This window comes from Cupriavidus sp. DF5525, assembly GCF_040149425.2.
In the GTDB taxonomy this organism is placed as follows: Bacteria; Pseudomonadota; Gammaproteobacteria; order Burkholderiales; family Burkholderiaceae; genus Cupriavidus; species Cupriavidus pickettii_A.
Map to the genome: position 1 here is coordinate 713941 of NZ_CP168267.1, position 12873 is coordinate 726813.

Annotated in this window: 7 protein-coding genes and 2 pseudogenes; 8 read left to right on the forward strand and 1 reads right to left on the reverse strand. The window is 62.0% G+C overall.

Annotated elements, in window-relative coordinates:
- The first annotated feature begins 161 nt into the window (after positions 1-161).
- The 5 genes and pseudogenes from ABNX08_RS37750 to ABNX08_RS37770 all read left to right on the forward strand — a co-directional run bounded on the left by ABNX08_RS37750 (position 162) and on the right by ABNX08_RS37770 (position 6289).
- Positions 162-1318, forward strand: a pseudogene (locus ABNX08_RS37750) (porin).
- Between the two features lie 160 nt (positions 1319-1478).
- Positions 1479-2048 (forward strand): alpha/beta hydrolase, encoded by a 570-nt coding sequence (locus tag ABNX08_RS37755; RefSeq protein WP_022540198.1) that lies wholly within the window; start codon positions 1479-1481, stop codon positions 2046-2048.
- 336 nt (positions 2049-2384) lie between these two features.
- Positions 2385-3329: pseudogene (locus ABNX08_RS37760) on the forward strand (NAD(P)-dependent alcohol dehydrogenase); the annotation flags it as partial.
- Between the two features lie 897 nt (positions 3330-4226).
- Positions 4227-5510: a group II intron reverse transcriptase/maturase gene (ltrA, locus tag ABNX08_RS37765; RefSeq protein WP_374063803.1), complete on the forward strand. Its 1284-nt coding sequence runs from the start codon at positions 4227-4229 to the stop codon at positions 5508-5510.
- Between the two features lie 527 nt (positions 5511-6037).
- Positions 6038-6289 (forward strand): hypothetical protein, encoded by a 252-nt coding sequence (locus ABNX08_RS37770; protein WP_022540207.1) that lies wholly within the window; start codon positions 6038-6040, stop codon positions 6287-6289.
- Between the two features lie 56 nt (positions 6290-6345).
- On the opposite strand, the gene ABNX08_RS37775 is transcribed toward ABNX08_RS37770, so the two are convergent.
- Complete coding sequence (locus ABNX08_RS37775) at positions 6346-7233, reverse strand: hypothetical protein (RefSeq protein ID WP_374063804.1); 888 nt, start codon at positions 7231-7233, stop codon at positions 6346-6348.
- A 1347-nt stretch (positions 7234-8580) separates the two neighbouring features.
- On the opposite strand from ABNX08_RS37775, the gene ABNX08_RS37780 reads away from it, so the two are divergent.
- From ABNX08_RS37780 to ABNX08_RS37790, 3 genes are all read left to right on the forward strand, one after another.
- Positions 8581-11703, forward strand: coding sequence for an AAA family ATPase (locus tag ABNX08_RS37780; RefSeq protein ID WP_349608303.1), 3123 nt, complete (start codon positions 8581-8583; stop codon positions 11701-11703).
- A 75-nt stretch (positions 11704-11778) separates the two neighbouring features.
- Entirely contained in the window at positions 11779-12159 is a 381-nt protein-coding gene (locus ABNX08_RS37785) for a BBE domain-containing protein (protein WP_022540214.1), read from the forward strand.
- Positions 12160-12196: 37 nt separating this feature from the next.
- Complete coding sequence (locus ABNX08_RS37790) at positions 12197-12865, forward strand: DUF1326 domain-containing protein (protein ID WP_349608305.1); 669 nt, start codon at positions 12197-12199, stop codon at positions 12863-12865.
- Positions 12866-12873: the final 8 nt, after the last annotated feature.

The window sequence follows — 12873 nt, forward strand, 5'->3', positions numbered from 1 at the left end:
CCGCATACCGGGAGGTCCTGGCTCCAGGTCGTTGATCAAAAAGGGGGGGCGGATTGCAGAGTCCGCCCTTTGTAGTAGCGGCGCACTTGGCGCCGGAAGTCGTAGTGACTATGCCTGAAAACAATCAAATGAGAACGATGAACCATGGAGGATGGGAGTAGATGAAAAGAGCGTTTCTTGCCCTAGCCGCCGCAATGGCATGTGGTGCGGTCCAGGCGCAGTCCAGCGTAACGTTGTACGGCGTGATCGACGTCAACCTCGAATACGTCAACAAGGTCGGCGTCGTCCCGTCGGCGGCCAACGGCTACAATCCCGGTACGGGCCATTCGGTGTTCCGTGAGAACTCGGCGGCTACTCTGGCTCGCGTTGGGGCCTGCGCGGCACGGAAGACCTCGGTGGCGGGCTGAAGTCCATCTTCGTGCTGGAAAGCGGCTTCAACGCCGATACCGGTACCCAGCAGCAGGGCGGACGCATGTTCGGCCGCCAGGCCTTTGTCGGCCTCAAATCGGACTACGGGCAGGTCACCTTAGGCCGCCAGTACACGTCGCTGTTCGTGTCGTTGGCCAACTTCGTGCCGGCCCGCTTCGCCACGCAGTATGAACCGGCGGGCGTCATCGCCGGCGCGAACTTCCGCGAGGACAACGTGGCGCAGTACACGGGCACGTTCGGTCCCGTGACTGCCATGGCGCACTGGTCGTTCGGCGTCGGTACGACGCTATCGCAGATCAATCCCGGTATTCCCACGTTGGGCGGCAACGGCGAAGTGCCGGGCCAGTTCCGCCGAGATTCGGCCTACGGTGCGGGCGTGACCTACATGAACGGCCCGCTCGGCCTGGGCGTTGCCTACGATCAGTGGAACCCGACGATCGGCACGAGCAACGGCACGTTGAAGAAGGCGGCCGTCATGGCCAGCTATTCGATTGGCGCGGCCAAGGTGATGGGCGGCTACCGCTGGGGGCAGAACAAGGACCAGACGGGCAAGGAGTTCCTGCGCGACGACTTCTACTGGATCGGTGGCCAGTACCGCGTGTCGGCGGCGCTGGACTTCACCCTGGAGTATGACTACCAGAACCTGAAGAACGTCGGCGGCAACACGCACGCGGCCAATCCGTGGCAGATCGCTCTGATCACGGACTACTCGCTGTCGAAGCGGACCGACGTGTACCTGACCACGGCGTATACCCGGAACGCCGGCCTGACCATGGACTCGGCGGCGAGCGGTTTCGCCACCAGCCTGGCGCTGGGCAACAGCTACTCGCTGTCCAGTGGGCAGAAGTCCATGTTCGGTGCGGCTGTGGGCATCCGCCATATCTTCTGACCACCCGCGTGGTGGCGATGCCGCGGGCAGGCAGCAGCCCTGCGCTCACGGTATCTCGCCGCGCGACATGCCACGCTTCGCGCGGAAGGGAGCGTGGTAAGTTCAACCGGCGGGCGCAGAACGATCACGCTCCGGATTTCAAACGAGGAAATCGAATTCCATGACTTCTACCAACCTGCCGACTGTCGTCATTGTTCCCGGTCTTCGCGACCACATGCCGGAGCACTGGCAAACGCTGCTCGCCGAACAACTGCAAGCGCAGGGAAGGGCGGTGCTGATCGTGCCGCAGATCGACCATGACAAGGCGCTACGCAGCGCCAGGGTGGCGAACCTAGAGCGCGTCGTCAGCGGTATCCAAGGGCCGATCGTCCTGGTGGCCCATAGCATGGGATGCTGCATCACGGTTCACTGGGCGCAGCAGACGACGCGCGAGGTCCAGGGCGCGTTGCTCGCGGCCCCCGCCGACCTCGACACGCCCCTGCCCGCCGGCTACTCCGATCCGCAGACCCTGGCTGCCAGCGGCTGGACACCGCTGCCGAGGGCGCGCCTGCCGTTCCCGAGCATCATGATCGGCAGCCGCAACGATCCGATCGGGGAATTCGAGCAGGTCCACGCCCTTGCGCAGGCTTGGGGCAGCCGCTTCGTCGATGGGGGCGACATTGGCCACCTCTCGCCGTCCGACGGATATGGCCACTGGCCGAAGGCCGCGGAGTTGCTCCGCGAGCTGTGAGATTCACCATTCATTGCGTCTCCACTCCGGGTGCCGACCTCCGGTCTTGACGACACTTTCCACGGCAGCCGGTTTTCGGAGATTCCACACATCACGAGCGAGTCGAAGCAGACCTTTGCGCTGGAGGATGCTGCCCAGGCACAGGCAGGCGAGCGGCACTAGCGTACTGGTGCGAAAACGTTGGCAACCTGGCGCGAGGGGGTTAGTGCCCACGTGCCAAGTTACGAACGGCCGATCACACGGCCAATCTCATGCATGTCATATTTGAAGCCTCTGGAGGGAATCGAAAGCCATCTATCTCGAACAACCGGAGGGCTCCACCGCCTCGTCGCGGGGATGGCGGAAACCCGGCCGCCCGGCTTCGGTGAGATCACAGTTCGCATCCATGCGAGTTCGCTGAACTATCATGACTTTGGCGTCGTCAGTCTCGTGGCGGGATCTGTGCTGCGAATTCCGTTGTCAGATGGCGCGGGTGTTGTCGCCGAAATTGGAGCCGGGGTGAAGGAATTCTCGGCCGGAGACCATGTCGTCAGCACGTTCTTTCCGACGTGGCTGGATGGCGAGCCGAGCCTGTCAGACTTCGCAACAGTTCCCGGAGACGGCATCGATGGTTTTGCGACGGAGACCGTCACACTGCCTGTGACCGCCTTCACGAGTGCACCGGCGAACTACAGCCATGCAGAGGCCGCCACGCTGACGGCCTCTGGACTGACTGCGTGGCGCGCACTGTTTGTCAATGGCGCCCTGAAGCCCGGGGAGCGTGTTCTGGTGCTTGGCACTGGAGGTGTGTCGATATTCGCCCTCCAGTTTGCCAAGGCTGCGGGCGCCACCGTGATTGCGACTTCAGGCTCGAACGACAAGCTCGCACGCCTGCGCAGGCTGGGCGCGGACCATGTGATCAATTATCGCGACGACCCGCAGTGGGGCGATGCAGTACGGGCACTGACCGGGGGCGCTGGCGTGGATCACGTCATCGAAGTCGGCGGCGCGGCAACGCTGGAGCAGTCCATCAATTCCGTGCGCACGGGTGGCCATGTGGCAATCGTCGGTGCCTTGCCCGGCGCGGACTCGCCCTTCAACGTCAGACAGATCCTGCGCAAGCAATTGCGGATCACCGGTTTGCTCGTGGGCAGCCGGCGCCACCAACTCGACATGGTGCGCGCGTTGGATGCGACCGGCATCCGCCCCGTCATTGACCGGCACTTTCCGCTGCACGAGCTCGCCGATGCCTTCAGCTACCAGGCGGCGCAGCGGCACTTCGGCAAGATCGTGGTGGACATTCGATCCCAGGACGTGCGGACAGGCCGAAAGCCGGCAGCCGTCACGTTCAGGATTTCAGCACCAGCCGGGTCCCGGGAATCGCGCGCGAGCAGCGCATCATCACCCGGGGGTGGACTCACGCTCGCCACGCGTGAGGGGACACGTCCCGGTGGTCGACCGCGCCATCCAGCACGCGCACTTCTGCCTTGTGGACCGACATCGTCGCGAGGGCTTCGCGGGTGGCGCCTAATAGCCGTCGGAGAAGCCAATGGTCTGGCCAATGACTGCCTGTGAGTATCAGGTAGCCAACGTCCGCAGCGGGAGGTAAATCGGACGTCTCCATGAACGAGCACAGGTCTCAGCGAAGGACCGTTCATGGCGTGCGCCGTGCAAAGGCGGCGCTTTTCCAGTGGGTGAAAGCCCCACCCGGCAACCGCTCCAGCCGGAAGCAACCGGAGCAGCTATGGAGGTAACGAAGTGGCTGAAGCCTTCGGATAAGCGTGTCACGAAATACGGTGACAGCGCAAGTGTGCAGGCCGTAACGTGAGTGAACGCCGAGCAAGCCTCGAAAAGGACGATGCGCAGGCCGACCCGACAGCCATATCGGGGAAGGCTGACACGACTGGATGGATGAGCGAAGCAGGACCGCCAGTCGCTGCGCCGGGGTAGTGGCGACAGCATGCACACAAGGAAAGCGCACGCAACACGGGAAGCCCCACGGCGTGGCCAGGGATGGCCAACCGGACGCCCGCGAGGGACAGGCCGGGCGCCGTGGGGTGGCGGAGAGGCTCGTAGTACCGGGGAAGCCGGGTAATGCCGGTGGAGGGAAGGGGCCTCAGTTCAAGACAAACGCAAGACGTAGTGAGGGACAGGAGATTGGGCAACCTATCAACTCCGATTAGTGTTCAGAAGCTGCAGATGGCGTTACACGCGAAAGCGAAGGCAGAAGCCGGTTACCGCTTCTATGCCCTATATGACAAGATCAGCCGCGACGACATTCTGGCTCACGCCTACGCCCAGTGTCGCTCCAACAAGGGCGCGCCGGGTGTGGATGGTCAGGACTTCGCGGACATCGAGGCGTACGGGCTAGAGCGGTGGCTCGGCGAACTGGCGCTTGCGCTCAGGCAGGAGAGTTACCGACCGGACCCTATCAGAAGAGTGTTTATCCCGAAGGCCAACGGCAAGCTGCGGCCGCTGGGTATCTCGACTTTGCGTGACCGGGTCTGCATGACAGCAGCAATGCTCGTGCTTGATCCGATCTTCGAGGCCGACCTTCCACCCGAGCAGTACGCCTATCGCCCGGGCCGCAATGCCCAGCAGGCGGTGGTCGAAGTGGAAGAACGGCTCCACCGTGGTCATACCGACGTTGTTGACGCTGACCTCGCGGACTACTTTGGCAGCATCCCACATCCGGAACTTATGCTTTCGCTTGCGCGACGCATTGTTGATCGGGGTGTGCTGCATCTTATCAAGATGTGGTTGGAATGCGCTGTCGAGGAAACGGACCCGCGCGGACGGAAGAAGCGGACGACGGAGGCCAAGGACGCTGGTCGCGGCATCCCTCAGGGCTCGCCCATCTCGCCACTCCTGTCGAATCTGTATATGCGTCGATTCGTGCTGGCGTGGAGGGAGCTCGGCCTGGAGCACAGCCTTGGCAGTCGGATCGTGACGTACGCGGACGACCTCGTGATCCTGTGCAAACGCGGAAAGGCTGACGAAGCCCTGTCAGCGATGCGGGCGATCATGGGAAAGCTGAAGCTCACGGTCAACGAGGAGAAGACACGAATCTGTCGGGTCCCGGAAGGCGAGTTCGACTTCCTGGGATACACGTTTGGGCGGATGTACTCGGCGAAGACCGGCCAGCCCCGCATGGGCATGCGGCCGGCGAAGAAGAGTATCCGGCGCATGGTCGAGAAGATCCATGCGTTGACCGCCCTGAAAACGGGATGGCAAGAGACCACGGCGATGGTGGGCAAGTTGAACCGCATGCTGCGCGGCTGGGCGAACTACTTCAAGGTAGGGACGGTCAGTCGCGCATACCGTGCGCTCGACAGCTACGCCGCGACGCGGTTGCGCCGGTGGCTGCGCAACAAGCACAAGGTCAGACGACGCAGGGGCGGAAGCTATCCACTCTCGCACCTCTATGGGCACTTCGGGCTCGTACGTCTGAGCGCGCGCGGGGGTGCAGCCTGGCGTGGGTGAAGGCGTGGAGTCTTGTCCGAGAGCCGGATGCGGGAAATCTGCCTGTCCGGTTCGATGAGGGGGATGTGGAAACGGAGCCACGGTCCGGCTAATAGGGCACCGCCAAACGAAAGGGGCGGAAACATCGATGCCTGGACCTACCGTCACCGCGCCACATCTCTACTCTACCGGCTACTGCCGTTGCGTTCCGCCGGACTCGCAAACAAGGGGAGCTGCTGCGCGCGTGGTCAGGATGCTCGTGACGCCGGCGTTGCCAGGGTGCGGCGATAAGACACGATAACGTTGTGCTTATCGCGTCGCAACGGTCCGAATGCAGATGTATCCTCCGATCTATTCACTCCTGAAACATACCTTTGGCCGATATTGCGTCGATAGTTCGATCGCTACGATTCATTGCGATGTAATCAATTGCATTCTGATACCCGCATCGCATGAGTTGGTCGCGTGACATCGAGCTTAGCGTAGGGGCCCAAGCAAGTGACCAGCATGTAAAACACGGGGCACGTTGGGTAAGGAGGGAGAATCCCATGACCCAAGACATCTTCGAAGACGTGGTGATGATCCAGAATCGGTACCGCGAGTGGGTCCAAGGCGGCCGGAAGGATGAGGCTCTGGGAGACGCATTGCTCCGTGAGTTAAGGAAGCGCCTCACCATCTTGTTCCGCGTTCCTGGTGACCTGACTTCCCTAAAGCAAGCCAAAGGGGGCTCAGGCTTGGAGTTGACGGTGCTGCGGACGGACAAGATGACGTTAGATACGCCACCGTTCTACATCGAGTAGGACTGGTCGGATAGAAGCCAGGATCCTGGGAATTTAAGCCACGAGCCTTGACACAGTTATCGCGTACGGATGTAAGCGTCGAAGAGGCCCGCGTGCAGGCCGCGTAAAGTCTTTCGTCGTTCAACCAAATCATGCTGCCGGCCTTCGCGCTCAAGGAGCAATAACTCCAGCATGATTCGCATCCCCTGTTCGGGTAACGTGCGCGTCGAGGGCTCGGACCCGCGTAGGAGGGCGGCAAGCCCAGGTTTCTCTGTCAGTGCCCACGCCGGAAACCACGCAAGATCATCGATTGTGCCGTCACCGTCGAAATTCGCATCGAATACCCGGCGTAGCGCCAGCAAAGACGAATCACCGAGCGCTTGCATCAGCGCGCCAAGCTTCCTCGGCGACAACCAGGCAAGCTCGGCCAAGAGCGACCACGCCGGTTCAAGCCCCTGGAGCCGGTAGACCGTCTCGGCCATCCAAGCGAGCGTGATTGGAATACGTCGCCACGACCCGATCCGCTTTATGCTTTCGCGTGCCGCAGTCCACTCCGCTGCGCGCATCCATAGCGGCGCGGCATGCCATTCCGGCATCTCGCGCTCAAACGGCAATTGCGAAGCGGCTTGCGCAACGGCTCGCCACAGCGATATGCACCAGGCCATGCCAGCCGCGTCGCCGAATGCGCGGCGGGCCGCCAGCACGCTCGGCGAACACCATGCCTCGCAGGTGTCACGTAGTGCCGCGTGACTAGTGATGGGCTCTTGGACAGGATACTCAAGAACGCGTACCAGTATCTCGAGGGGCGGCACGAGCGCGTCGGCTGGATATTCCGCGGCCAGCCGACGCAGTGCTTCACGCCCGGCGGCGGCATTGCGTTGCTCAAGCGCGGCAAGCACGTCATTGCGAAGCATGACATCGCGGCTATGTTCGAAGAGATCGAGCTGATTCGTCACGGCGTTCAAGTTGATATGCCCGATTCCAGCCCTGTAGGGGGGCTCGGAATTACTGGGAGGCAACAAGTCTGCGAGGAATGGTAGCTCGTGCGGCCAAGACGGGCAATCGGCGACTGGCCTGCTTTAACTGCCGTGCAACATATGAGGGTGCGGTGCCTTCATACACATCAGGCGTACCTGTTTCTGCGAAGGGCACGTCCGGAGAAGGTTGGCCGCCGCGCTGCGACGAGCCGAGCGGGCCGAAGCGGAGGGGGCGCTGGCCAGCCAACTGCTGGCAGGTTGTTCGTACTGCGTTGCGCTGCTTGGGGCCGCCAGCCCTCGGACAACTGCGGATAGCGCCATGGCGTCAAACTTGCCCGTACAATCTCGCATCTTCGTTGGGGGCACAAGGCATAGAGGACGTTCTGATTCTCGCCGGCGGAGGCCTATTGCTCGTCACGCCCTATACTATTCCTGCCAAAAAAAGTGAACGATGCAGTGGCCTGTCGCTCGACTGCCAGCCCTGCGCAAAAATACCCTGCCGCCAGCACCCTGGCCATTGTCAAGCCGTAAACGCCATCTGCTCCCGGAGCCCGAACTCCGCTATATCAGCTCGTGGCCCGCATTAACGCACGCACGCCCTGACCGACGCCACCTTTTTATCTCAGCGGCCGGCGACGCTCATCGCCTACTGGAGTGGGGCGGTGCGGCAGCTCAATGAGCCGCTGGCCCTGCTAATCTACGAGAAGCTTCTGATCTACCCGACTTGCACTTCGGGGCGGGGTAGTCCATGTGAATCCAAACTTCCGTTTTTCTGCAGGGGGGCTCGACGTGACGATGTCGCGCAGCCCTGGCGGGCAGAGCCCTATCAAATGCTTCGCAGGGCTTCGAACATGGAATGTCCTTGGCTCGTCAAGCGGGGGTAAGCCTTGCCGCTATCGCTATCTAGTCGCCACGACAATCCTGGCTGTGCGCCAGGGCGACTACGTTCTGCCCCGCGCAGCCGCTTCCACCGAGTCTTATGAGCGGGCAGTCGTGGGGCTGATTGCGTAGCTGAAGCAGCAGCTGCCACATCGCAGTAGCGGAAGCCGCGGTGGCCACCGCCGACGCAATGGGCTGGATCCTTGGCCCGACCCGGCAACGGTCGCGGGAATGGACCTACAATGAATACTTAGGCAGGCGGGATGTGAACAGCACAGCACAATCCCGCGGATCCGGCCCGGAAATCGGAGTCGACACTTATCAAGCTGCTGATCGGCTTGTTATCGACAGTTGGACCGCAGCCAGAGGAGCCAAATGCCGAGTGACACGAGCGGGGCCGGTGGCGAACGGTCGACGCGGTTACAGGTCCGCCTTCTTGGTGCAGTCGAGATAATCTTGGACGGCCGGCCTCTTCGCGCCTTCAACTCTCTTCGCTTGCAACGGTTTCTGGGGTTGATCGCGTTACAGAGAAACCCGCAGCACCGCTCACGACTCGCGTTCGAGCTCTGGCCCGACTCCGACGAATGTCAGGCGCGCACGAACCTCAGAAAGCTGCTCCACGATTTTCGTCATTCCCTTCCCGACATCAGTGAGTTCGTCGAGATCGACAACGAGACTGTCCGGTGGATTCCGAGTGGGCCGAGCGAGGTCGACGTGCTCAGGTTCCAGGAGGCCATCGCGACCGGTGATTTCGAGCTCGCCGCACGCCTCTATTCGGGCGATCTCCTCCCGGCTTGTTATGACGAATGGGTCCTGGATGAGCGAGCGAAACTTCGAGCTGAGGCGTATGGGGCCCTGATGCGGCTGACTGAAGAGGCTGCGAGGCGCGACGACCACAAAGCCGCGATCAAGCATACCCAACGCATTATCGAACTGGAGCCGACCGACGAAGCGGCCGCTCGAATTCAGATAGAAGCACATCTCGCGCTTGGCGATAGAGCCGCGGCGCTGCGCTCCTACCACCGGTACGCGGAGGTGCTCGAGCGCGACCTCGCGGTGGCACCAGGCGAGGCGCTCCGAACCATGTACCAACAGCTCCGGGCTGGCACACTCAACCGCAACGAAGTGCAGGGCAAGGACCTACCTGTCGCCGAATCGTCTTTCGTCGGCCGCGAACTTGAATGGAACCAGCTCATCGAGGCTTGGAACACAGTACGGGAGAGGGGGGCACATCTCGTGTTGGTGACCGGGGAACCGGGGATCGGAAAATCCCGTCTCGCACTGGAACTCGGCCACCGTGTCCGAGCAGAGGGACACGTGGTGGCATCGGCTCGTGCATATGAGGCAGCGGGCAGATTGCCATGGGGTCCCGTCGTCGACCTACTCCGATCTGATGCTATTAGAAGCCACATCGACACGCTGGGCATGGTCTGGAGGGCTGAGCTTGCTCGTCTGCTGCCCGAACTCCGCCACGTTTCCCAGCCATCTGAACGGAGCCAGTCGGGCGACCTGGCCCAGCGGCATCGGCTGTTCGATGCTGTGAGCCGAGCCATTGTCGCGGACAATCGCCCGCGCTTGCTGATCATCGACGATCTCCAGTGGTGTGACGCCGAGACCATCGAGTTGATCGGTTTCGTTGTCCGTTCCGGACAGACGGCACCGGTCCTCATCGTCGGTACTGTCCGCTGGGAGGAGATCCCACAGCATCATCCCCTCGTTGGACTCGTCGACGCCTTGGGCCACGACCAGGCAGTGACCACCGTGCCACTCGACCGACTCGCCGAAGCCACCACTGCGACGCTCGCTGCTCGGCTACGCGCTGAGGATACGATTGATGCGAAACTGGCGGCACGTCTCTGGAGCGAGACCGAAGGCAATCCACTCTTTGTCATTGAGGCTCTTCGAGCAGGGATCTCCTCTGATGGAAGTCAAGCAGTGCTCACGCAGACGATGCGGGCGGTGCTGCGCGCCCGACTGGGCCAACTAACTGACGGCGCTCGACAACTAGCCGAAGTGGCGGCCGTTATCGGTCGGCCTTTCTCAGTCGGTCTGATGGTCTCGGCCACTGGGATCGACGAGCACGAGCTCATTGATCACGTCGATGAACTCTGGCGTCGACGGATCATCCGCGATCAGGGGTTCACATACGATTTCAGTCACGACAAGCTTCGGGCGGTCGCGCTGGAGATGGTCGGCCCAGCGCGTCGACGCCAACTCCACCGGGCTGTCGCCGAGGCGATTGCGGTCGAGCTTCACGGCGATATCGACGCGGCCAGCCCGCAACTGGCCGCACACTACGACCAGGCCGGCATGGTCGAACTGGCCATCGACGCCTACCGCGTGGCGGGGGGCCGAGCGGTGGCCGTGTCGGCCCTCGAAGAAGCGGTCACCATGTTTCAGCGAGCACTCGCACTGCTCGCCGACCTGCCACCGTCACGCGACCGCGATGCACTCGAACTCGAAATCCGGATCGCCCTCGGACCCCCGCTTGTTGCCCTCGACGGTTACGGCTCCAAGGGGGCGCACCAACTCTACGAGCGAGCCCTTTCGCTTTGCCGCAAACTTCACAGACCGGTGGTGCCGCCGATCCTCCGTGGTCTCGGCCTCGCCCGGCTGCAGGGCTGCCGCTTCGACGATTGCGATGAACTCGCTCGTGCCCTTCTCGAGCATGAGAGTCATGATCCGGTCGCCAGGACAGAGGGCCGGTATCTTCTCGGCGTGAGCGCGTTCTGGCGGGGCGATCTGGCCAGAGCACGTCACTATCTCGATGGCGCTATCGAAGCCTACGACGTATCCCATCGCGACGAGCATCTAGCGTTGTACGCCCAGGACCCGAAGGCGGTTTGCCTCGTACGGCTGGCCCTCGTCGAGCTGTGGGCCGGAGATGCCGGCAGAGCCGGCGACACAGCTCGATCTGCACTTGAGATCGCCGTGGCTCTCGATCATCTGATGACGTTGGCGTACGTCATCACTTACGCGGCAATTCTAGCGGGCGAATCCGAAGATCTCGCGCGCCTCGCCGAGCTCCTCGCGGCCGCCGACCTTTTATGGAAGCGTCTTTCGGAGCGCTACCTCATGGTCGTCGTGGAAGCCCTTCGGGGCTGGCAGGAGGTCTGCGCGGGATCGGCTGGCGGCATTGAGAAAATCGTGCGGTCGGTGGGGCGCTCGCGTACCGAAGGGGAGACCTTGCACCTGACCTACACACTCCTTCTTCTCGCCCGGGCTCGCGGCATGGTCGGCGAGTTCCGTCAGGGACGAGCCGCCACACGCGAGGGGCTCTCGTTGTCACACAGGTGGAACCAGCGCTATCTCGAGGCCGAGCTGTGGCGAGTCGACGGTGAGCTGGCTTATCGCAGCGGGGAAACCGAAGCCGCTGCCGCTTCTCTGCGCAGCGCCATTGAGACTGCCAGCGCGCAAGAGGCGGGCTGGCTAGAGCTTAGGGCGCTCCACGCCTTCGCCAGGCGATTTCCCGATCAGACACTGCGTGAGCGACTTGGGGACCTCATCAAGAATATCCCGTCGGGTCATGATCTCCCGGCGTTCCGGGCAGCCTCCAGCCTTCTGCGCGAGCCCGGTTGAGAGGGAACGCTTTTGGAACGCCCCAGGGCCTATCCTTCGCGCATCCTTGGTGACGCGGATGCAGAGGAGCGCCCCATGAGCGACACGATCAAGGCATTGACCGAAGCGGTACGGGGCCGCATCTCGACGACCGGGGTTGGTGGCCTGACGCTGGGCGGCGGCATCGGCTACCTGACCCGCGGCGTCAGTCTCTCCATCGACAACCTGCTGGCGGTCGATGTCGTTCTCGCCGATGGCCGGCAGGTCACCGCGAGCGATTACCAGAACGCCGCCGCTATTCATCCCCACTCGGGCGGCGATGGGGGCTACGTCAACTTCATGTCCAGCGACGACGATCACCGTGCGCCCGCAAACTATGGCGCCAACTACCAGCGGCTTGCGGCAGTGAAGGCGACGTATGATCCGGACAACCTCTTCCACCTGAATCAGAACATCGCTCCAGCAAATGGGCACTGAGAATCATGCCTTTCATCCAGTCAGGGGGGCAGACGAAATGAGTAATCGATGGCTTTTCAAGAGTGAAACTTATGACAACTGCAATTGCGCTGTGAATTGCGGTTGCCAGTTCAACTTGCCGAGCACCCACGGCTATTGTCAGTCTGCCTTCGTCGGTAAAATCATTGAAGGCCATTTCAACGACACGCCGCTGGCGGGGCTGAATTGGGCGGCGCTGTACAAGTGGCCTGGCGAGATCAAGGACGGAAACGGGAAACGCCAGATCGTTATCGACGAACGTGCAGATAAAGCTCAACGGGTAGCACTGGAAGCAATTATCTCGGGCGGCGCATGCGAACCATTGAGCAATCATTTCTCCGTATTCGCAACCACATGCTCAGAATTTTGCGAGACATTGTTCCTACCGATAGATCTCGAGGCAAACTTGGAACTCAGAACCGCAAAAGTTGATATACCAGGCATCATGAGGAGCAGCGGCAGACCAATAATCAACGAGTTTACTGGTCAACCGTTCCACATTGCGTTGGCACGGCCTAGCGGCAGTTTCGAGTTTACCTACGCGGAGATCGGGCAAGGGACGACCTCGGTGACAGGTGACATGGAGATGGCGTTCGAGGATTCATGGGCGCATTTTTGCGTTCACCACTTCAATCAGGATGGGCTGGTCCGCGAAAGATCAAGGCTCACGGCATGGCTTGATACCTGACGTTCCGG

Excerpts from the sequence above, each read along its gene's own strand:
- ABNX08_RS37770 (WP_022540207.1), top strand. The coding sequence starts at position 6,038 with ATGACCCAAGACATCTTCGAAGACGTGGTGATGATCCAGAATCGGTAC.
- ltrA (WP_374063803.1), top strand. The coding sequence starts at position 4,227 with ATGGCGTTACACGCGAAAGCGAAGGCAGAAGCCGGTTACCGCTTCTAT.
- ABNX08_RS37790 (WP_349608305.1), top strand. The coding sequence starts at position 12,197 with ATGAGTAATCGATGGCTTTTCAAGAGTGAAACTTATGACAACTGCAAT.
- ABNX08_RS37755 (WP_022540198.1), top strand. The coding sequence starts at position 1,479 with ATGACTTCTACCAACCTGCCGACTGTCGTCATTGTTCCCGGTCTTCGC.
- ABNX08_RS37785 (WP_022540214.1), top strand. The coding sequence starts at position 11,779 with ATGAGCGACACGATCAAGGCATTGACCGAAGCGGTACGGGGCCGCATC.